The sequence below is a fragment of the Planctobacterium sp. AWH2_060 genome, from assembly GCF_056158425.1.
In genome coordinates this window covers 3338683-3359898 of the sequence record NZ_JBSWTG010000001.1, presented here as the reverse complement: position 1 = coordinate 3359898, position 21216 = coordinate 3338683, and the positions used below count along the sequence as shown (strand labels likewise).

Below are 21216 nucleotides of genomic sequence, written 5' to 3'. Positions count from 1 at the left end.
GTTCCGAAAAAGGAGTCTGCCTTGAAATCATTACTCAAAAAAACGCTCACCTTCTCTGCTTTGCTGGCTTTGTCGGTTCCCGCTGTGGCGAAAATGACCTTGTTCAGTGAGGACATGTCCCACGGTAGTTTTCTGAAAACAGATCAGGTTTTTAATGGTTTTGGCTGTACCGGTGACAATAAGTCCCCACAACTTACCTGGTCAGGTGCTCCTGAGGGTACCAAGTCTTTTGCTGTATTTGCTTATGATCCCGATGCCCCCACTGGCAGTGGCTGGTGGCATTGGCAGCTTATTAATCTTCCTGCTGATGTGACCTCTTTAGCCGCAGGAGCCGGTGCCATTGGAGGGGAGAAGCTCCCGGAAGGGGCAATGCAATTGCGCAATGATTATGGCAGCGCCAGTTTTGGCGGAGCCTGTCCGCCGGTCAATGATGGCGCTCATCGCTATTTGTTCACTGTTTACGCTTTGCCCGGCAAACTGGATATACCGGCAGATGCATCAGCCGCGCTGGCTGGCTATATGGTAAAAGCCAACGCGCTGGATTCGGCCACGTTGCAGGCTTTGTATAAGCGCTAAGTCACCCTCCAAATCATCCTGGTTACGCAATTGTCTTGTCCGCCCAGGCAAGACAATTGTACAAATATCCAGTGCTTTTGATTATAATACTGCCACAAACTTCTCTCAGGCAACAAAAACAGGGGTGCCATGGACGTCTCGCGACTACTGGATAACTTAAACGACAAACAGCGCAGTGCGGTAGCTGCACTGGCTCAGGATATGTTAGTTTTGGCTGGCGCAGGCAGTGGAAAAACCCGCGTTTTGGTGCACCGGATTGCTTGGTTGATGGAGGTTGAAGGACTGGCCCCCCATAATATCTTGGCGGTAACCTTCACCAATAAAGCCGCTCGGGAAATGCGTGGTCGGGTGGAAGAATTAATGGGGCGTTCGCTGCATACCATGTGGATGGGGACCTTTCATGGTCTGGCTCACCGCCTGCTGAGGGCCCATTACGCTGATGTCAATTTACCTGATAGCTTTCAGATTCTGGATTCCGATGACCAATATCGATTAATTCGTCGGGTGTTAAAGTCCATGAACCTGGATGAGAAGCACTGGGCACCTAAGCAGGTACAATGGTATATCAATGGCAACAAAGATGAAGGCTTAAGGCCTCACCAAATTGATACCCGCGACGACTATACGCAAAAGAAAATGGCGGAAATCTATAAGGTTTATCAGGATACCTGTGACCGTTCCGGGCTGGTGGATTTTGCCGAATTACTGTTAAGAGCCCATGAACTTTGGGTAAACAACCCTGACATCCTGGCCCATTATCAACGCCGTTTTCGCGCTATCCTGGTGGACGAATTTCAGGATACCAACAATATCCAATACGCCTGGCTGAGGTTACTCAGTGCCGAGGGCAATAACACCATGATTGTCGGCGATGACGACCAATCCATTTATGGCTGGCGTGGCGCTAATATCGAAAATATTCATCATTTTTTGCGGGATTATCCAGGCGCTGAAACCATCAGATTGGAACAAAACTACCGTTCCACCGGAGTGATTTTGAAAGCGGCAAATGCCGTCATTGACAATAATCAGGGACGGCTCGGCAAGGAACTCTGGACTGAACAGGGTGAAGGTGAACCAATTAAGGTTTACGCCGGTTTCAATGAAGTAGACGAAGCCCGCTTTATTATTTCCAAAATCAAAAGTTGGCTGGAGCAGGGCAATGCCTTGCAGGATTGCGCCATTTTATACCGCAACAACGCCCAGTCTCGTATCTTAGAAGAAGCCCTGTTACACGAATCCATCGCTTATCGTATATATGGTGGTATGCGCTTCTTCGAACGTCAGGAAATCAAAGACGCACTGGCTTATATGCGCATGATCAATCATCCGCTGGATGATGCTGCGTTTGAAAGGGTGGTTAATGTGCCTGCTCGAGGAGTTGGTGAAAAGACCTTGGCACAGATTCGGGAATTGGCGCGGGAAAACCAGCAGTCTCTGTGGCAAACGGCGATGCTGATGATAGCGGAAAAGCGTTTGGCATCGCGGGCCAGCAATGCCATTAAGAGCTTCATCGACATGGTACTCACCATGCAAGAGAATTTCGCGGAAATGGATCTGGAGCAACAGTGTGACGCAGTGATACGTCAGTCCGGGTTGTATGCCATGTATCAGGCGGAAAAAGGGGAAAAAGCCCGGGCAAGAATCGAAAACCTGGAAGAGTTGGTTACTGCCTGTAAGCAATTCGTGGTGCCCGAGGAAGCCGATGAAATGACGCCGATGGCGGCATTTTTGGCTCATGCCTCTCTGGAAGCGGGGGAAACTCAGGCTGATAAACACCAGGATGCGGTACAGATGATGACCATCCACAGTGCCAAAGGTCTGGAATTTCCATTGGTGTTTTTAGCCGGTGTCGAAGAGGGTATGTTCCCCAGTCAGATGAGTCATGAGGAGCCGGGCCGATTAGAGGAAGAGAGACGCTTGTGTTATGTGGGTATGACCCGGGCGATGGAGCAGCTTTACCTAACCTGGGCGGAAAGTCGTCGTCTCTACGGTCAGGACAAATTCCACACTATGTCGCGCTTTATCAAAGAAATGCCTTCCGAGTGCCTGGAAGAAGTGCGCTTGCGCACCACCGTATCCCGTCCGGTTTATAATCGATACGAACATGCGGCCTCCCATCAGGCCTTTGAAGATTCTGGCATGCAGTTGGGGCAAAGAGTACAGCACCCGAAATTTCAGGAAGGCACAGTGATCAATATGGAAGGTCAGGGGGAACATGCAAGAATCCAGGTCAATTTTGACGAGTTTGGCAGCAAATGGCTGGTAATGAGCTACGCGCGTTTGACTAAAGTCTAATTACATTGTATTGATATTCGATTGCATAATGCATAGATAAAAAAGAGAAGAAAAACCTGATGCAACAGAAAGTGCTCGTCATCGAAGACAGTCCCACCAGTATGCGAGTTCTGAGTCATCTGGTTACCAAAGCCGGTCTTGAACCGGTAACTGCTAGTAGCCTTGCCCAGGCAAAGAATATATTTGCTTCCAGTTATCCTGAAGAGTATCTCTGTGCTCTGGTGGATTACAACCTGCCGGATGCCGAAGATGGTGAAGCAATTGATTATGCTATTCAGGCGTTTATCCCCACCGTAGTGATTACCGGTAGACTGGACGAACGCACCCGAGACCGAGTGCTTTCCAAAGATGTGGTGGACTACATTCCCAAAGAAAACGCCCAAGTTTATGATTATTTAAGTCGATTGTTACAGCGACTGGAAAAGAACAAGCAAATTGGCGTTTTGGTAGTGGATGATTCCCGTCTGAGTCGTTCCATGGTGACCTCATTGTTACGCCGCCATAACTTTGTGACCTACGAGGCAGAAGATGGCCAGGAAGGACTCACAGTGTTGCGTCAACACAGCAATATCAAACTGGTTATCACTGATGAGAATATGCCCAACAAAACCGGTGTTGAGATGGTGGCAGAGCTGCGCAATACCTTCAGTAAAGAGGACGTAGCGGTTATCGGTGTTTCCGGGAAAGGCAGTTCAGCTTTATCGGCGCGCTTTATAAAAAGCGGTGCCAACGACTACATCAGCAAGCCCTATTGTCACGAAGAGTTCTTTTGTCGGGTGATCCAGAATATTGAACACATAGAAAATGTTGCCGCCATCAGACACGCCGCCAACACTGATTATTTAACGGATTTGCCCAACCGGCGGCACTTTTTTGCTCGAATTAAAGCCAACATGAGAATGACCCCAGGGTTTGTGTGTTTTGCCATCTTTGACATCGACCACTTTAAGTCAGTAAACGATAATTATGGTCATGACGCCGGTGATCACGTACTTAAAGTGGTGGCACAAATTCTCAATAAACACCTCGAATATCACTATGTCTCGCGCTTTGGTGGCGAAGAATTTTGTGTTTACCTGTCAAATATGGATACAGACTCAGCAACACAACTGCTGGAAGCGGCGCGCGAAGAAGTCGCGGCAACGCCTATTCGCTATAAAACCCACAAAATTAATGTATCAGTTAGTGTTGGTGCTTCTGCCAGATTTAAAGGTAACACCGATGAAACCCTGAAACTGGCAGATGAGAATCTCTGTAAGGCGAAGGACGGCGGCCGCAATCGATTAGTCTTCGACTAGTTCACTGGAAATTACCTTGCTCTTTTTCTGGTAAGCACGCCAGGAGTCAAAGCTAAACAGAGTAAGCGCAGACCAGACAAAGCCAAAGGTAATCAGCCGGTCTTCGTCCAGAGGTTCACCATACAAAAACACCGCTAATATAAACATGATGCTGGGCCCGATGTACTGGAAAAAGCCCAGCGTAGAATACTGAATGCGTCGCGCGGCAGCGGTAAAACACAATAAGGGTGCCGTGGTGACGATACCGGCGGCAATCAGGATAAGATTAAGATCAAGGTCATTGTTCAGCATGTTACTGGCTGGTGACGCCATCGCCCCCCAAAACCAAATGGCGAAAGGTAACATCATCAGGCTCTCAACATACAAGCCCGGAATAGATTCCACCGCTACTTTTTTGCGCAACAGTCCATAAACGCCAAAGCTTCCGGCCAGTACTAGTGCAATCCAGGGCAGTTTACCCACGGATATCACTAAATAGGCGACGCCAATAAAAGCCAGTACCACGGCCACTTGCTGTCTTTTGCGGAGTCGCTCTCCCAGGAAGAGATAACCTAACAGTACGTTGAGTAGTGGATTAATGTAATAGCCTAAACTGGCGTCTAACAGGTGGTCATTATTGACGGCCCAGATAAACAACAACCAGTTTCCAGCCAATAACAGGCCTGATAACAACAAGGTGCTTAACACTTTTTTGCTTTTCAGAGCGTTGACCACCTTTTGGTGCTGACGCAGTACCATGATCAGCGCAAACAATATCACCACCGACCAGACAATCCGGTGCAGCAGTATTTCCAGAGCAGGCATGGTTTGCAGGAGTTTGAAGTACATGGGGGCAAATCCCCACATGCTGTAGGCGCTAATAGCGAGCAGTACGCCAGCCTTAGTTTGATCGCGTTGCATGGGTATTTTCTGAAACGTTTACGAGACAGACAATATATAGAGTATTCAGCGTTTTGGAAGCGTTGAATGGATCTTTGTGATAGCGAAAAAAACTATGAATGTGTGTCAGCTTTAATTCACAACAGGGCACTTTTCTGCACCAGAGATTGAAATGTGTAGGGCTTTCATCACATTCATTTTTCGTCATTTTAGTTAACGGCAGCTTCACTGCAACCTGGCTAATCTCTGAACATCGAAACAAATGGTGTGGTTGACGGATATGACGACGGATTTGACAAAACTAACGCAAGGCAAGGATATAAAAATCTCGCTTAGCACTATGGATGTATTGTTCTGGATGCTGGACGAGTCTAAGTTGATGAACCTGAGGGAAAAAAGCGAAAAAGTGCTGCTGACGGCATTTGGCTCTATCGAAGCCGCTCGTGAGTATCGCTCAGTGATGGAAGCCCAACAGTTTACCCTTTGCCATATTTGCGCCAATCGAGCGACGGTCAGAAGCATTCCCCAAACAGCTTAAGGCTTGTATCCGACTTCTTCGGGTTAGCGAGCCAGTTTACCCGAGCGTATTTTGCGCACCAGCCAAATTATGCCGCTGATAAAGCTTAACAACGTCATCAGCGCGAAACTGATAATCAATGGATGGCTGAAATCGCCGCTATTAAAATAATCCATAAAATGCAGACGAAACATCCATTGGTGAAACCTGGCGTTTTGCGTTTCGTGTCGTATCACCTCGCGTGTCACTGAATGCAGGTATACCCGGGTTTGTTGCTCATCGTTAAAGTCGGCTCGCCATACCGGATTCTGCTGTTTGCCATTGGAAGATGTTCCGGGAGGAAGCAAATTGATCGCTATCATGCTACCGGGGCCGGTGTAACTGTCATTTGCCATCACTACTGCAGCATCCTTTGTCAGTGCCGGTAAGGCCTGCCCGGTATGGGCATCAAAAATTTGCACCTGCATGGCCTGGTAGTGGTGAAAAACGCGGTTGTAATGCACCAGGTAGTGGCACCCCTGATTTGAGTCCCGCAATTCTATTTTTGTGGCAGCAGCGGATAAGCTTAATTCTGATACGGGAATTATGTTGCTGTCACATTGCGATTTTGTAACGGTTTGCTTTTGATAGCTGGTGGTATTGTACCAGGCGCTGTCCACCAGGTTGAAGTAAAGCCCGGTAGCCACCCAAATCAGCACCTGCAGTACAATGATTACCGACAACCAGCGGTGTAAAAACTGACTCATCGCTTGCTCCGTTTGCTTTTTTTCCGGCGCAGCCAAAAAACACTCAGAATTAATCCGCTAACGGTGGTTAACAGCGCGATACTCGCGGCAGTGGTCAGTAGCGGATTGGCTACATCTTCACCTTCGTAGTCCAGGATGTGAAACCGCCAAAATACGTCAAAAGTGCGCCACCAAAGGTGACGCTTGGTGACCACTTCTCCGGTAATTTGTTGCACGTACAGGGTTGAGCCTTGCACATCATCGAAGGTAATTTGCCAGACCGGTAAATGCCGTGGCGATAACTCGAAAGGGGCCTGTTGGGTAAACAGTTGCACTGATTTTACCTGGGCAGAACCATTGAATTGTGCTTGGGCAATTCGGCTAGCGGCTTCTTCGTCTAGTGGCGGCGCTAACTCTCCAGTTTGGGTATTGAGTCGTTGCCAGGAGGCCAATTCTGTGTTCCAAAATCGCAGATATGTTTGCGCATCAATTTTTAGCATCGCCAGCTTTGTGGCTTGCGGGTAATGCTCTAATACATAACCAAAGCCGAAGTTGTTTTGTTCATGGGGAGTAAATGTGGCTGTGGGGTTGAGTAAGTTTTCACCGTGAATGTAATGAATATCAAACAGGGTAAAGTACAGTCCGCTGATGCTCCAAGTGAGCAATGGCAAACCAATGAGTAGTGTCAGCCATTTGTGCAACCTTCGTACTGTCCGTAGTTTTAAGCCGAGCACTGTTTTCCCGTATTCCGTGATTATTTGTTTCGGGTCAGTGTCCTTGATTTTATTTTGCTCGTCAAATTGGGTGATCTTGTTAATAAATCGATGCGTAAGCAGCTTTGTTGTTTGCCCAAATTTTTAATCGAAAATTAATGAGGAGGCTGCCATGAGGAGCATTACCAAACTTTTGCTGACTGCTGTATTTGCATCAGTGCTGTTCGCCTGTTCAGACAGTGATCTGAAACTACCTGAAATAACCCCAACCCCTGCGCCAACTCCGGACCCTGAGCCCGAAGTTAGCGATCCTTTTATTCGTGTGACACATGCTTCTCCCGATGCGCCAATGGTAGATGTTATGGCCAACGGGGAAATACTGGCTAATCTGGAATCGGTAGACTACCAGGTTTCATCCGGTTGGATCTCTGTTCCTGCAGATACCTACAGTGTGCAGGTAGATGCGTTGCTGCCAGCCGATAGCAGCGCAACGGTTATTGATGCATCGCTTACCCTGGACAATGACAAAACCTACGATGTCGTGGCTATAGGCACAACTGCCAACATCGCACCATTGGTTATCGAAAATGACCTGTCAGAAGTAAGTAATGGCAATGTGCGTTTGCAGGTGGTCCATGCCGCACCAACTGCGCCCATGGTGGATGTCTATGTCACTGCACCAGGAGATGACCTGATGGCGGCTCAGCCTGTCGCTACTGCATCTTTTATGGACTATACCGGACAAGTGGAGGTGCCTGCTGGGGATTACCAAATCCGTATCGCTGCCGCGGGTACCGATACGGTGGTTTACGATTCAGGTAGTCTGACTCTGGCCGCTGGCGCTGACCTCATGGTATTTGCCACCCAAAATGTCGGTGCCGGTGAGTCTCCGGTGACACTGTTAGTGGCTGATGGTACTGGATCGTTTTTGTTGTGGGATGATAATGCTGGGGCAAGTTTGCGAGTGGTTCATGGTGTTGCCAATGGACCTTCAGTAGATGTTATCGCCAATAATGAAACGGTTCTGGTGGAAGCTCTGTCCTTTACCGATGAAACTAACTATCTTGCCGTTGCAGATGGCGACTATCTAATCGACGTGGCAGCCAACAACAATGGTGTTGTGGTGGTGGATGATGCTGCTGTCACCCTGGAAGTGGGGCAAAGCTATACTGCAATCGCCAACAACGAGCTGTATGATGTGGGACTGGATTTAGTGATGGATAATCCACGCCGCATTGCGACTGCGGCGCAGGTGCGGATTTTTCATGCTTCGCCGGGTGCGGGTGACGTAGACATTTATGTGACGCCTGACGGTGACATAGAAAATGCCCAACCAGCATTTAGTGCGGTTCCTTTTACCACGCCAATGTTAGCTGAAACCGGTTACGTGCAACTCGCCGCAGGCGACTACTTTGTCACTGTAACGGCTGCCGGAACTAAAAACGCCGCCATCGAAACCGGGATGCTGACGCTGCAAGCCGGCAACATCTATACTGCCGTGGCTGTGGATGCTGAACGTGGGGGATTGCCGCCACAGTTGATTTTGATGGACGATTTCAATTAAGTTGTAAGGTGTTCATCTACTCATGTGAAGCCCGGTTTACTGGGCTTTTTACTATGTAAAATAGAACACACCGAGTTTTTGACCCAGGACTAGAGCGCAAACGATTTTGAGCAACTCTCGGACCAGGGCAAGACTGCGAACGATTTCTGAGCGACATCCGACACAGCCTAACCGAAGCTAAAACCTAATTATTTTGGCTGCATCTTAAATTATCGATATTGCAGTACTCAACCTACCTACAGGCTCTGGTTTTGAGTGTGCTGTTCGGTAAGCCTTTTTGGCACCGCGGTCTAATTCAACCATTATCATTTGATTGAAATCATTGTCGGGGCGCCGACTGCGCCTTAAGGTGACCGGGCTGCGCCCCCCTTAAGAATCCGCCGCAGCCCCTGACGCGCAAAAGCATAAACTTCGCCATCAGCACAACGACGACCATCAATGACAGCACATCCCTGTGCTGGGCATTGATTGAGATATCATCCCTGATATCTCTCATCGTTGTTTAAACTGATGTCGTAGTTTATTGCGCGTAAAGGGAGATTAGGTTCAGCACTCCGAAAAAATATTGGCGGAACCGAACCCGCAAACGAATCAGTTTTGGATTATCTCCAAATGAGCATTATTAGTTTCTGGACATTATAGTCATTAGTTGAGCATTCATTCACTCGTCCAGCCTGTTAACGCCTCATTATTACAAAATTCATCTCCCTACCTCTCCTGAAATTGTTTATACCAAAGGCTAATTAAAAAATTTAAATCTTTCGCATAGACTCAAGTGGTGATTAATTCGACAGTGATACAATCATCATGAAATTGCATTTCGCTCTAATTATATTTGTTGCTCTGGTATTGTTGATACCGGATGCACGCGCATCGGCATTCATCCAGTGGCAGTCAACTAATGTGCAATTGCTTCGTGGAGAACACTACAAAGTGGGCGATAGCCAGAGAACCATTGTTACTCTGGAGCACGCCAACGCGTTGGCGTTTTGGTGATTTTTACAGTTTTGTTGATTTCAGTCAGTTTGATGATGGTGCTGAATATATCTATGCCGAGTTTACCCCCAGACTGAGTCTCTCAGAACTCACTGGTAAGGCATTAAATTTCGGGATCGTATCCGATGTTTTTTTATCTTCACAATTAGAAAAAGGCGAAAATGGCCTTGCCCGATATATGTTCGGAGTGGGTGCCAATGTGTCACTGCCGGGGTTTTCCTTTTTCAAAGTTAACCTGTTTAACCGCAATAACCCGGACAGGGAAGATACTACCTGGCAACTGTATTTAGCGTGGAAGTATCCTTTAACTATCGCCGAGACAGACACGGTAATTGAGGGATTTGCTGATTTTTTTGGTGAAGAGGGTGGTGAAACTGTGCCTCATCAACTCTTTGTTCCTCGCTTTCTGGTGGATATTGGACCATTATTTTCTATGCCTAAAAATCAACTTCACTTGGGGTTCGAGTGGCAATACTGGCATAACAAGTTTGGTATTGAAGGTATTTCAGAATCAGTACCGCAAATACAAATTAAGTGGACTTTTTGATATGGGGTTGGTGACAGTTTCTCGCTTTGTAAGCTGGTGTCTGCTGAGTTTATTCAGCGTATCGGCAATGTGTCAGCAGAAAGTGATAAAGATTTATCACGATGCTGACTACGCCAGTCACAGTGCTTCTGCAAATGCCATGTATATGGGGTTGAGTACGGCGTTAAGTGAAGTCGATTTTCAGGTACAGGGATATCGCATTGAGCTGTTTAAAAAAGACCACCGAGGCAACAGCAACCGCAGTAAGTTGCACATGCAGCAATTTCTCAAAGACGAGCAAGCTCTGTTTATGTTGGGTGGGCTGCATTCTCCGCCTTATATCAAATTTCGCGAGTTTATAAACGAAAATGGCGTGTTACTGCTAGTGCCATGGGCGGCTGGTGGACCTATTACAAGGTATGAGGGGGAGCATAATTGGGCATTCAGGTTATCCATTGATGATACCAAAGCCGGTTATCGCATCGCAGAGTTTGCCGCTAAAAACCTTCAGTGTCAGCGCCCTCATTTATTGCTGGAAGACACACCCTGGGGCCATTCTAACGATCGTACAATAACCACTGCTCTGACGGCTGAAGTGAACATGCAGCCCGATAAAACCTGGTTTAATTGGAGTACCAAAGATACCCGAGCCCGGATTTTGTTGCGAGATATTCTGGCCCGTAATACTGACTGCATTTTATTTGTGGGCAATGCCATCGAAGGTGCCGTATTCAGTAACGCGTTGGCGGACATAGCGACACCGCAACAGGTTTCCTTTATCAGTCACTGGGGCATCACAGGTGGTGACTTTGCACAGCGAGTCAGCCATAAAGTCAGAAGTAAGATAAATCTGCATTTTATCCAAAGTTGTTTTTCTTTTATCTCTTCACCTGCAACAGAATTCTCCAATGGGGTTTTGCAGCAAGCAATGGCGCTGTTCCCTGATATTCGTTCAGCAAAAGACATTAAGGCTCCCCCTGGCTTTATTCACTCTTATGACCTTGGCCGCCTGGTGATTGCCGCATTGAACCAGGTACAACTACAGGATGACATGGGGGCAAACAGAGGCGCATTGCGCGCGGCACTGGAAAATATCGAGGGACCAGTGCAAGGATTATTGAAAGACTATCAGTTCCCTTTTCAGGAGTGGTCTAAAGCACAGGATAGTGCGCATGAAGCGCTGGGACTGGAAGATTTTTGTATGGGCAACTATCTTCAAGATGACAGTATCGCGTTGTTCAACCCGGTCAATTAATAAGGATGTTTGATAATGCTTTCATGGCGCTCAAATAAAGTTTTTGCCTTTTTTGTTTTTGCCAGCTTGCTGGTTTCGGTCAGTATCAGTGTGGTTTTGGTGGGGCATCGGGCCGACAGCATATTATTTAAAACTCAGCAAAATGCTTCCAATTATGAAGCCTCCTATGCCATCACTAATCTGAGCCAGTATATTGATAACCGCTATAAGGTACTCAAGGACATTGCACGCTCTCCTCTTGTCGCCAATAGTGTGATGGGCTCAGAAATGCAACAGGCCAATATGGCGGATTATCTCAGTGATATCACAATCCTGGGCAGTCGCGAGCCGTTACGAGTGCTCAATATTCTGGGGGACGTAATATATCCTGTGCCAGAAGTGGGGGCTCAAGTTAATCAGGATAACTATGCCAGCTTCACCTGGTTTGAACAGATGTTAGCAGGGGAGTTGCCTGTTTATATTATTATTTCTCGCAAAGCAGACCGCCATCACTTTGTGCTTGCCACTCCCATTGTCTACAACGGTTATGTTGAAGGTGTCTTGATGGCGGAGTTTTCCGATTCTCTGGAATCACAATTTGCCAGTAAATTAAAAGAGGGTCACGCCTTCAGAGTGGCCACCGACGAAACGGTTTATCAGAATTTTGACAGTGAAAGCAATTATCAGCTCATTAATGCCATTAATTTAGACAATACCAATTTAAGGGCTGAATACTTTATTCGAAGTGACTATCTCGATGCCGAAAAGCACGGATTTATGCGCGATATTGCCATCGCCATTATTACCAGTCTGGTTATCAGTTTTACTATTTTGGCGGCACTGGGTAAAAAGTTAATTGTTAATCCGTACAAGCAATTATTCTTGCAGGAGAAGCGAGTCAGAGCCAGCGAAGAAAGGTTCCAGTTGGCCGTACAGGGTAGCAAGGATGGCATTTGGGACTGGGATATAGGGCGGGATAGGGTTTATTTTTCTCCTAGGGCTTGCGAGATGTTAGACCTTAATTACAGTGCTACTAATACGCCTTCAATCTTCATGGAGCAGTGGTTGTCTTTAATGCCATCTGAAGATGCCGACAAGGTGCGCCTGGTATTGCAGGAACATTTGCAGCAGGACAGTGTTTTTGATGTGGAGTGCCGTCTTAATAATCAAGAAGCTGAGCTGGGCTATTTTCGCATAAAAGGCTGCGCTTTACGGGATGAATCGGGAAAGCCTATCCGTATGGCTGGCTCCTTGACTGACATCACAGAAGACAAGCAAGCTGAACAAAATCTGATGGAAGCCCTGCGCCAAAACGATCTCTTAGTGCATGCTATTGAAGCCTCGCCATTGGGGATCACCATTGCCGATGCCAGTCTGCCGGATTTACCTCTGACTTATGTGAATAAAGGCTTTTTGACTTTAACCGGATATGAGCGAGAAGAGGTGATCGGCAGGAATTGTCGATTTTTACAAGGTATTGAAACCGACCCGGTGGTGCTGGCTCGAATACACCAGTCGATACAAAACAAAACACAGCATATTGACGAATTGCTGAATTATCGCAAAGACGGTTCAACCTTTTGGAATAATCTGCATCTGTCGCCTATTTACGATGAGCAGGACTCCCTAATTGCTTATGCCGGAGTGCAGCAGGATATTACTGAGCGCAAGGAATTTGAAAATCGCCTGGAGCTGTCCAGAATAGAGGCTGAGACGGCCAATCGTACTAAAAGTAACTTTCTGGCCAGTATGAGCCATGAAATTCGTACCCCAATGAATGGCGTGCTTGGTATGTTGAACTTGTTAAAAGACGAGCAATTATCATCAAACCAATTGCAAAAAGTACGCATAGCCATCAACAGCGCTCGCTCGTTACTGTCGTTGATCAACGATATTCTGGACTTCTCCAAAATTGAAGCCGGAAAAATGGATTTGGAGAAGATTGAGTTTGATGTGCGTGAACTATTCGAAGACTGTGTCGAAGGTGCGGCAATTCTGGTGCAGGATAAAGACCTCGAATTAGTCCTGGACACCTCTGGCCTTAAAGTGGAAAAGGCGGTGGGCGACCCTAACCGGATCCGGCAGGTGATCACCAATATCCTGGGCAATGCTATTAAGTTTACGCATCAAGGTCAGGTGATTGTATCGGCAGAGATGATGGTTACCGAACAAAAGCAATTGTGCCTGATGTGCCGCATAAAGGATTCAGGTGTTGGCATTGCTGCAGACAAAATCGATTCATTGTTTGACTCTTTCATTCAGGTTGACGCCTCCACTACCCGAAAGTTTGGCGGCACTGGCCTCGGATTAGCCATAGTGAAAAAGCTGTGCAACATGATGTGCGGTGATGTTCTGGCTACGTCGAAGTTGGGAATGGGAAGTACCTTTGAATTCTGGTTCACTTTGCAGGCGCCAGAAGGCTCGCAGGAAGCACCATCACTGTTGCAGGCGCATTCAGGAAAACATGTACTGGTATTGGATGACTGTGCCGCAGCGAGGACTGTAGTGTGTAAACTGCTGGCCTATCAAGGCATTAAAGTAGTACAGAGTAAGTCTGAAACGCATTTACAAGCCTTGTTGCCCGATTATCAAAAAAAGGTCTCTGCCCATTTTGATTTGATGCTTTTGGCAGACAATATTGAAAACATTGATGGTGCCTCCTTTTACAAAAAGCTGGGGCAATTTGCCTGTTTGCAGAACACCCCTGTTATCTTAATGAGTAAGTTGGTGGATCAAAACCAACTCAATCATTTTGTTCGATTTGGCATTTCCGGGTATATCTCAAAACCCGTTACTAGCAAGGATTTGTTGGGCGCTTTGTTGCTGTCGGAACAAGAGCGCGGCAACAGTGACGGGGATCTGATTAACGCCCGAAGTCTGGTGACATCAGAGAAATCTGAAGTGATCGCGATCCCGACGGATCTCGCCAGCGACATATTGTCCCGCCGTTTGTTATTAGTGGAAGACAATGAAATCAATCAGGTGGTTGCTTTGTCCTTGCTCAACAAAATTGGTTTTAAAGAGGTGGTGGTAGCTGATAACGGAGTAAAGGCTCTGGAAGTGCTGAACAAGCATGGTGAAGAACAGCCGATTGAGCTTATTCTGATGGACTGCCAGATGCCGGAAATGGATGGTTATGAGACCTCTCAGAAAATCAGGCTGGCTGAAGCCGGTGAAGAGTATAAAGACATTGCGATTGTGGCAATGACCGCTAATGCTATGCGGGGAGATAAGCAAAAATGCCTCGAGGCTGGCATGAGTGATTATATCTCTAAGCCGGTGGATGAAGCACAATTGCAGAACGCACTCATAAAATGGCTGAATTAGTGTCACTCATTGAGAGCAATTCGCCCGGCTTTAACAAACTCTTTTACCACGCCGGGCTCAGGAGCCAATACAAATAAATCACCATTTAACCCGGTAAGTTGTCGGGGGACGTGACAGTCTCTGGCAATTTCAGCGTGTCTGGCCAGGTGTTCTGCGTCTCCGTGAGTGGGAATGGCGATTTCTGGTCTTAACCATTCGTAAAATAACCTCAGCTCTTCTTCATTGGGATGGCCAGAAGCATGCACTGGCACTGCGCTGGATTCTGACTGGATGACATTGACTTTTTTGGCTTTTAATTTGTTCACCAGGCGAGTTATTTTGGCTTCGTTGTCCGGGATGATGACTGAGCTGAATATCACACTATCGTCTGCTTCTAATTCAAGTCCTGCAAAGCTGTCTTGAGCTAATTTGCCCAGCGTGGCGCGCTCCTCTCCCTGGCTGCCGGTGACTGCCACTAATATTTCTTCAGGCGGCAGGTAGCCGATGATGTTGGCATCCTGAATGGTTAACTCCTCTGGCCAATGCCCCGTGAGTTTGGCTACTGAAACCGTATTTTCCAGGGCGCGCCCAAGCAGCGTAAAATAGCGTCCGGTTTCCTTAGCGATACGGGCCAGCGAAATTAGCCTTGCGATATTGGTACTGAAACAGGCTACCGCTACTCTCCCTTTAGCCTCTGATATGACGGATTTAAGACCCTGATAGCAATCGAACTCTGATAGTGAAAAGCCTGCTTTTAAGGCATTGGTAGAATCGCAAACTGTTGCTAACAGTTGTTTCTTGCCAAAGGCTTGTAATTGCTTGCCGTCGGTGGGTTTACCAGTCACAGGCCTTTTATCCACTTTCCAGTCAGCACTGTGAAATAGTTTGCCTGCGGAGGTATTGATTAACAATCCGAAAGGTTCTGGCAGTGAGTGAGTCATCGCCACCCATTCCACCTCAAAAGGACCAATATTAACCCGTTCTCCAGCGGTGATTTCGTGGATCACCGGAAGTTCATTTTCTCCTTCACGATGGAATTTACGACGCAAGATTTCAGCGGTAAAAGGTGAGGTATAGATATCAGTTTTAAAGCGACGCCAAAGACGGGGTAAAGCACCAATGTGATCTTCATGAGCGTGAGTAATAATGATGCCGCAAAGCTGTTGTTTGCGTTTGCTGATAAAAGCCGGGTCGGCGGCTACTACATCAAAGCGATGTTCCTGCTCTTGAGTTAATTTAGCGTTGAAAGTTATACCGCAATCTACCATCAGCCAGTTGTGATCGTGGCCGTAGAGGTTAAGGTTCATGCCGATTTCGCCGGTACCACCTAAAGGTAAGTACCAAAGAGCATTGGTTGGGGGACTCTGTCCCAAATCATCCGTTAAAATAAATCTTCCTTTATGGACAAAAAACAATGCTACTTAAAATAGCATTTTTTCGGGGGCGGTAAAAATAAAAAGACCGCCTCGATGGGCGGTCTTCTGAAGGATTTAAGAGCAGCGATTAGTCGTGACTGTGCTCTTCTTCTTCAGCGATACCTAACCAGGTAATGTTCGCCGGAGCGAAATCCAGTTCCATATCACCTTCGATCTCCATATCTTCCAGGTGGATCTGCAGCACGTGCTGGGCAATCGGATCCGCCACATAGGCAAAGTGACCATTTTGCGCTACTGTCATGCTGAATCTCATTCCTTCTGGCATATTAGCAACGTCTTCTTCGCTAATGTCGATTTGTCCTTCCAGTTCCCAATGCATATGTCCATCGTGCTCGTGAGCGCTAAGAATATTCAGGAATCCGGCACTGTCTAATACCAGGAATTGCGCTCCATCATGAGAGAACGCATAGCCTACCGGGCTGGCTTCAGGTTGCCATTCCAGTAACTCCAGTTCGTTTTCTTCCGGGTTAATGGCCGCCAGAATTGCATGGCTGCCACCGTGTGCTGAGGCTATACCGATAAAGGTTTCGCTGGCTTCGTGACCGTAGATATTACCGATACGCAGCCCTTCAAGACCATCGATATTGGCAATCTTGGCGGCTTCGTATTCATCATCATGCTGGTGAGCAACCAACACACCATCGCTACAACCAAACACCACAAATTCGTGATTTTGTGCAGCACCGTGTAAGTCCGGGCAATTAACTTCCAGTACTTGCTCTAACTCATATTCACCGTCGTGCAGGTGATAAACACCCACCTGATCCGGAAGAATCTTGGCTCCGGAGGTACTTTCAGCATCGTCACGGCGAATGGTAGACAACAGGTGCTCACCACGCGGTTCGGCCACACCGTGCATGTTAATGTTGTAGTTAACAGTGGGTAAATCGCTGTTTTCATTACTGATGTCCAGATCCGTCAGTACCTGTACCGCAGCTGGAGTGCTGGTTTCAGCATCACCATCGTAAAAGACGGCCATTTGACCATCGTGGTTAACGATATGTGTTGGTCTGCTGCCGGACAGTTCGAAGTCACTCATGGCTGGTGCTTGTTCATAATCATGTAAATGGTCACCGTGATCTTCGCGCCACAGGCCACTATCGATAAACCCTAAATAATCCTGGCTGCGGCTGTTGATTACTGCATAACGCAGATCCGGAGATACCGCCAGGGTATTGGATTCGTGGATCAGAGCAAAGTTGTCCAACACTTCTTTGTGCTCGATATCGACAATAGCCACGCTGGCAGTTTCGCCAGAAAGCACCGCTAAGCGGCCCATGGAATCAATGGTGTGCTCACCGTCATCGTGGCCATCATCACCATCTCCGTGATCATGGTCATCATGATCGTCATCTGGTACTTCAATGGGATCCTGCTCAATAATGGTTGTTTCAGCATCACCACAGCCGGTTAATAAAATGGTACCAATCGCCGCGGCAAGCAATTTTAGTTGAAATGAATGAGTCATAACGTGTTCCCTATATACTTTTAATTTTTAACTAGAAATAACCTCGGATACCTACAGCAATGCTGCGGCCCGGACGTGGTGCGATATCTTTTAGGAAAGAGGAGTGAACTCTCGCCTCAGTATCCGTCAGGTTTGTGCCTTTGAGATAAAGGTCAATATCTTGGCCCATCGCTGACAGTGTGTAGCTAATATTGGCGTCTACCAGGGTGTAACCGTCAGTAACGGTTTCTTCCTGAGCAATACGGTCCTGCTCCTGATAGCGAGTAATATCCAAATGCGCGCTCAGGTTCTGATGCTCATAACTGAATTGTGTTCCGAAGCGCAGTGGTGGAGTACGTGGCAGATCACCGCCATCTTCCAGTCGCGCTCTGACATAATCAGAGAAGAAGGTGGCTTTAAAGGTGTCCGTTGCCTGCCAGGCTACCTGAGCTTCAAAACCGTGCAGTATCACATCGTCAGACTGGAAGATGTAAACCGGCAATTCGCCGTCGTGCTCATCGTGACCTTCGTCGCCGTGATCATGTCCGTGGTCGTGATCATGGCCGTCTTCAGCAAACAAACCTGTCGCGACCTGGTAGTAGTAATTGTCCACACGGTTGTAGAAGGCATTCAGCACAAAACCCACATCACCCTGAGTTTTACGCAAGGTCAGATCAATATTGTTAGCGGTTTCTAAATCAATGATTTCGTCAGTAAGCTCGATATGCGTTTCATCACCTTCCTGGTGCAAGGCGAATAAAGCACCAACCTCATAAGAGCGGGTACCGATATGCGGACCAAAAGACAACAGTTCAGTGGCAGAAGGGGCGCGCTCAGAGCGAGACACTGAAATACCTAAGTTGTATCCAGGCGTGAAATCCCATACTAAACCTGCTGACAAGGTTACCGGCGTGAATTCATGATCGGCTTTAAATACCCGGGTATAGGACACCTCATCATCGTGCTCATGTTCGTGGTCATGCTCGTGATCGTGTTCATCCTCATGTTCATCTTCATGGCCGTGGGCTTCAATGGAAGGCAGTAGCACATTGTCAGCGGTTAAAGTGACACGTTCTACGCGGGCACCTAATTGCACCAACACATCTCCAAAATGACGCTCTTCCATTATCGCCAGAGCCAGAGTTTCTGATTCTGAGGGCGGAGTGAAGGCTTCTGAACCCTGAGCGGCGACTTCGCTATTTTTGTAATGGAAACTGATACCGCCATTCCACTCAGCGATGGGGGTATGCATCATATCCAAGCGTAATTCATGAGTTTCATTTTCAAACAGAGTACCTGCTACGCCCGCTTCAATTTCTGCGTGTTCGTAATCGCTATAACCGGCTCTGAGCTGAACTTGAGAAAGCCAATCGTTATCAACGTTAAGCTCACCCTGTAACTGCACTCGGGTTTGCTCCAGGTCAGCAAAAACATCCACTTCTTCATCGCCATGACTGTGACCTGGGATACCGTATTCGCGATTAAATTGCTCTACAGCGATACCAACATATCCCTGCTCGAACAGGTAACTGGTGCCTAGGGTAAAGCCGTTAGATTCTTCGCCGCTGTTGGCAACAACATTGCCATGCTCTTCTTCGTGATGCTCGTCATGCTCAAGTTCGGGCGCTACTGGTGTTTCATAATCGTTGGATTTACGCCAATAGCCATCCACATAAAGACCAAAAGATTCAGTACCCGTAGTGGCATTAAAAGAGGCGAGCTTTTGATCGTCAACGGAATTGCTTTCTAATAGCCACTCACCGCGAGTCGTGGTGTCGGTGGGAATACGTTGGTCAACGACGTTTACCACACCGCCAATTGCACCGCTGCCATAGAACAGGGTAGCCGGTCCGCGCAGAACTTCGATTTGTTGCGCGGTTGAGGCTTCTGAGGCCACAGAGTGATCTGGACCAACCCGGGATACGTCACTGCTGTCCAAACCATTTTGCGCGATGAGAACACGTGGGCCACTTAAGCCGCGAATAATTGGCGTGCTGGCAACCTTGGCGTGGAAGTTAGTATGGACACCTGCCACTTTTTCCAGACTGTCACCAAGTGAGGCCGCTTGTTGACGACGCAGAGTGTCACCACCCAGTACGCTAACCGGCGCAGCGGATTCCATCACCGACATATGTACTGGCGTCGCTACCACATCGATAACTTCTATTGGTGACCGAATTAGCGTCAGCGTCATCTGCTGAGTGGCATTTTCAGATAGCGTAATATCTTCGTGCAGATGCGCAAAACCTTTGGCAGAGATGTGGATCTCGTTAATGCCAACAGAAAGATTTTGTAACACAAAGCGTCCTTCACTATCGGTTTTCGTGGTTATTCCCACTCCTTCTGCTTCCACATTGGCACCGACAACGGCATTACCCTTGTCATTTAAAACCACGCCTTCGATGGTCTGTGCCATTAAACTCGTGGGCAGCAAAGCGCCGATAAGGGCGGCAACTTTGGATATTTTGTGCATTCCCAACCTCTTTAGTATGTTATATTGTATCATGCTGGTGGCGATGTTATATTGTCTCAAAACGGAAAGCAAATTGGCTTTCATGGCTCTGCTGTGTGTGGAAGTAGCGATATGCCCATTTCTGTGTACAAAGCGCCAATCTGGATCTCCAATATTCTCAGCAAATAAATAAAAAAAGGTATTCAAGCTGGTGAATGGCAGGGGTGCCTTGGCATTCTGTGGTGTCGCTTTCAGGTATAAACGAAGAACCTGGCAGGGCTGAGATAATGCGGTTGGATTGTTAACAGGAGATTATGTGTGGGGCAAGAGTTGCTTGAAGAAGTCATTTTGGCGGATAGGCGCGCTTGTGAAAAAACTGGCCGAAAGCTCACGGAAAAACGCCAACGGGTATTGGAAATCTTATTAAAAGCAGATAGCCCCATGTCTGCGTACGAGCTTACCGATGCGTATAATAAGATAAATCAGCCGCAAATTATGGCAATGTCTATCTATCGTATTTTAGAATTTTTGGAGTCGGTGCAATTGATTCATCGTCTTCAGTCAGCGAATAAATACGTGGCTTGCTCCGGTCTTCACGACTGCTCTCATCATCCATTTTCACTATTTTTACTTTGCCAGTCTTGTCAGAAAGTTGAAGAGACCACAGTACCGTCAAACCTGGTGCAGCTTCTCTCTCAGGGCATTAAAAATTCCGGCTTTTTAATGACGGATACTCAGTTAGAAATTTCGGGTGTATGTAGCCGATGCCAGAGTGAAACGCCCCAAAAAAATAAGGAAACCTTTAGCAATGCAACTGCAACAAATTAGTGACAAAACCGCCATAGGACTATCGTTTTTGTGCATTTTACATTGCCTGTTTCTGCCCCTGCTATTGTTGTTGCTGCCGCCTGTAACCGGGTTGTTGGCTTTAAATGACGAGGTTTTTCACCTTGCTTTGCTATACGTCATTGTGCCTTTGAGTTCGGTCACCTTACTGGTGGGTTATCGCAAACACAAACAGCCCTCAGTACTGACTGCAGGTATATCTGGCCTGGTCTTGTTATTGGCGGCCGTGCTGTTTGGCCATGACTATCTGGGTGAGACTGCTGAAGTGGTTTTGACTGTTATCGGCTCTGTAGCGGTTGCCTGGGGGCATTTGCGCAATTATCGCTTGCGTCAGTGTCAGCAAAGTAATATCCCAGCGGAGCAGCGCTCACCTCAATAGTCTCGCTGTATTCTTTTTTGCTTC

Annotated in this window: 16 protein-coding genes; 10 read left to right on the top strand and 6 right to left on the bottom strand. The window is 47.4% G+C overall.

Translation table 11 applies throughout. The annotated features are described in order from the left end of the window. Positions 1 to 93: 93 nt before the first annotated feature. From ACXAD8_RS14340 to ACXAD8_RS14330, 3 genes are all read left to right on the top strand, one after another. The gene (locus ACXAD8_RS14340; RefSeq protein ID WP_475232969.1) at positions 94 to 576 is read left to right on the top strand and encodes a YbhB/YbcL family Raf kinase inhibitor-like protein; all 483 of its coding nucleotides are present in this window, start codon (positions 94 to 96) and stop codon (positions 574 to 576) included. 129 nt (positions 577 to 705) lie between these two features. Further along, positions 706 to 2874 (top strand): DNA helicase II, encoded by a 2169-nt coding sequence (uvrD, locus tag ACXAD8_RS14335; RefSeq protein ID WP_475229924.1) that lies wholly within the window; start codon positions 706 to 708, stop codon positions 2872 to 2874. 59 nt (positions 2875 to 2933) lie between these two features. Next, positions 2934 to 4172 (top strand): diguanylate cyclase, encoded by a 1239-nt coding sequence (locus ACXAD8_RS14330; protein WP_475229922.1) that lies wholly within the window; start codon positions 2934 to 2936, stop codon positions 4170 to 4172. Here ACXAD8_RS14330 and rarD read toward each other — a convergent pair. Continuing rightward, the gene (gene rarD, locus ACXAD8_RS14325) at positions 4158 to 5072 is read right to left on the bottom strand and encodes an EamA family transporter RarD (RefSeq protein ID WP_475229919.1); all 915 of its coding nucleotides are present in this window, start codon (positions 5070 to 5072) and stop codon (positions 4158 to 4160) included. The genes ACXAD8_RS14330 and rarD overlap by 15 nt on opposite strands. Positions 5073 to 5331: 259 nt before the next feature. On the opposite strand from rarD, the gene ACXAD8_RS14320 reads away from it, so the two are divergent. After that, on the top strand, positions 5332 to 5589 hold the full coding sequence (locus ACXAD8_RS14320) for a hypothetical protein (protein ID WP_475229917.1): 258 nt from the start codon (positions 5332 to 5334) through the stop codon (positions 5587 to 5589). A gap of 23 nt (positions 5590 to 5612) precedes the next feature. Here the strand turns inward: ACXAD8_RS14320 and ACXAD8_RS14315 are convergent, their stop codons facing one another. Both ACXAD8_RS14315 and ACXAD8_RS14310 read right to left on the bottom strand, forming a co-directional pair. Further along, on the bottom strand, positions 5613 to 6314 hold the full coding sequence (locus ACXAD8_RS14315) for a PepSY domain-containing protein (protein WP_475229914.1): 702 nt from the start codon (positions 6312 to 6314) through the stop codon (positions 5613 to 5615). Continuing rightward, the gene (locus ACXAD8_RS14310) at positions 6311 to 6994 is read right to left on the bottom strand and encodes a hypothetical protein (RefSeq protein WP_475229912.1); all 684 of its coding nucleotides are present in this window, start codon (positions 6992 to 6994) and stop codon (positions 6311 to 6313) included. Before ACXAD8_RS14310 ends, ACXAD8_RS14315 begins: the two co-directional genes overlap by 4 nt. Before the next feature lie 184 nt (positions 6995 to 7178). Here ACXAD8_RS14310 and ACXAD8_RS14305 point away from each other — a divergent pair, with 184 nt between their 5' ends. From ACXAD8_RS14305 to ACXAD8_RS14290, 4 genes are all read left to right on the top strand, one after another. Next, positions 7179 to 8570 carry a DUF4397 domain-containing protein gene (locus ACXAD8_RS14305; RefSeq protein ID WP_475229909.1) on the top strand — a complete coding sequence of 464 codons (1392 nt, stop codon included), beginning with the start codon at positions 7179 to 7181 and terminating at the stop codon, positions 8568 to 8570. Positions 8571 to 9486: 916 nt separating this feature from the next. Continuing rightward, positions 9487 to 10113, top strand: coding sequence for an outer membrane protein OmpK (locus ACXAD8_RS14300; RefSeq protein ID WP_475229906.1), 627 nt, complete (start codon positions 9487 to 9489; stop codon positions 10111 to 10113). Between the two features lies 1 nt (position 10114). Then, complete coding sequence (locus ACXAD8_RS14295; protein WP_475229903.1) at positions 10115 to 11347, top strand: ABC transporter substrate-binding protein; 1233 nt, start codon at positions 10115 to 10117, stop codon at positions 11345 to 11347. A 15-nt stretch (positions 11348 to 11362) separates the two neighbouring features. Further along, a complete protein-coding gene (locus tag ACXAD8_RS14290; protein WP_475229901.1) occupies positions 11363 to 14653 on the top strand; it encodes a response regulator in 3291 nt (1096 codons plus the stop codon). A gap of 2 nt (positions 14654 to 14655) precedes the next feature. On the opposite strand, the gene ACXAD8_RS14285 is transcribed toward ACXAD8_RS14290, so the two are convergent. The 3 genes from ACXAD8_RS14285 to ACXAD8_RS14275 form a co-directional block, all read right to left on the bottom strand. Continuing rightward, positions 14656 to 15939 carry a ribonuclease J gene (locus ACXAD8_RS14285; protein ID WP_475232967.1) on the bottom strand — a complete coding sequence of 428 codons (1284 nt, stop codon included), beginning with the start codon at positions 15937 to 15939 and terminating at the stop codon, positions 14656 to 14658. A gap of 196 nt (positions 15940 to 16135) precedes the next feature. Beyond that, positions 16136 to 17536 carry a 5-methyltetrahydrofolate--homocysteine methyltransferase gene (locus tag ACXAD8_RS14280; RefSeq protein WP_475229899.1) on the bottom strand — a complete coding sequence of 467 codons (1401 nt, stop codon included), beginning with the start codon at positions 17534 to 17536 and terminating at the stop codon, positions 16136 to 16138. Between the two features lie 31 nt (positions 17537 to 17567). Continuing rightward, positions 17568 to 19988: a TonB-dependent receptor gene (locus ACXAD8_RS14275; protein WP_475229896.1), complete on the bottom strand. Its 2421-nt coding sequence runs from the start codon at positions 19986 to 19988 to the stop codon at positions 17568 to 17570. A 297-nt stretch (positions 19989 to 20285) separates the two neighbouring features. Here ACXAD8_RS14275 and ACXAD8_RS14270 point away from each other — a divergent pair, with 297 nt between their 5' ends. Both ACXAD8_RS14270 and ACXAD8_RS14265 read left to right on the top strand, forming a co-directional pair. After that, the gene (locus ACXAD8_RS14270) at positions 20286 to 20795 is read left to right on the top strand and encodes a Fur family transcriptional regulator (protein ID WP_475229893.1); all 510 of its coding nucleotides are present in this window, start codon (positions 20286 to 20288) and stop codon (positions 20793 to 20795) included. Beyond that, entirely contained in the window at positions 20776 to 21192 is a 417-nt protein-coding gene (locus ACXAD8_RS14265; RefSeq protein WP_475229890.1) for a MerC domain-containing protein, read from the top strand. The genes ACXAD8_RS14270 and ACXAD8_RS14265 overlap by 20 nt, the downstream gene beginning before the upstream one ends. The last annotated feature ends 24 nt before the right edge of the window (positions 21193 to 21216 follow it).

Coding starts and splice junctions, on each gene's coding strand:
- ACXAD8_RS14320 (WP_475229917.1), top strand. CDS start 5,332: ATGACGACGGATTTGACAAAACTAACGCAAGGCAAGGATATAAAAATC.
- ACXAD8_RS14295 (WP_475229903.1), top strand. CDS start 10,115: ATGGGGTTGGTGACAGTTTCTCGCTTTGTAAGCTGGTGTCTGCTGAGT.
- ACXAD8_RS14290 (WP_475229901.1), top strand. CDS start 11,363: ATGCTTTCATGGCGCTCAAATAAAGTTTTTGCCTTTTTTGTTTTTGCC.
- ACXAD8_RS14330 (WP_475229922.1), top strand. CDS start 2,934: ATGCAACAGAAAGTGCTCGTCATCGAAGACAGTCCCACCAGTATGCGA.
- ACXAD8_RS14315 (WP_475229914.1), bottom strand. CDS start 6,314: ATGAGTCAGTTTTTACACCGCTGGTTGTCGGTAATCATTGTACTGCAG.
- ACXAD8_RS14280 (WP_475229899.1), bottom strand. CDS start 17,536: ATGACTCATTCATTTCAACTAAAATTGCTTGCCGCGGCGATTGGTACC.
- uvrD (WP_475229924.1), top strand. CDS start 706: ATGGACGTCTCGCGACTACTGGATAACTTAAACGACAAACAGCGCAGT.
- ACXAD8_RS14340 (WP_475232969.1), top strand. CDS start 94: ATGACCTTGTTCAGTGAGGACATGTCCCACGGTAGTTTTCTGAAAACA.
- ACXAD8_RS14275 (WP_475229896.1), bottom strand. CDS start 19,988: ATGCACAAAATATCCAAAGTTGCCGCCCTTATCGGCGCTTTGCTGCCC.
- rarD (WP_475229919.1), bottom strand. CDS start 5,072: ATGCAACGCGATCAAACTAAGGCTGGCGTACTGCTCGCTATTAGCGCC.
- ACXAD8_RS14285 (WP_475232967.1), bottom strand. CDS start 15,939: ATGAACCTTAACCTCTACGGCCACGATCACAACTGGCTGATGGTAGAT.
- ACXAD8_RS14305 (WP_475229909.1), top strand. CDS start 7,179: ATGAGGAGCATTACCAAACTTTTGCTGACTGCTGTATTTGCATCAGTG.
- ACXAD8_RS14265 (WP_475229890.1), top strand. CDS start 20,776: ATGCAACTGCAACAAATTAGTGACAAAACCGCCATAGGACTATCGTTT.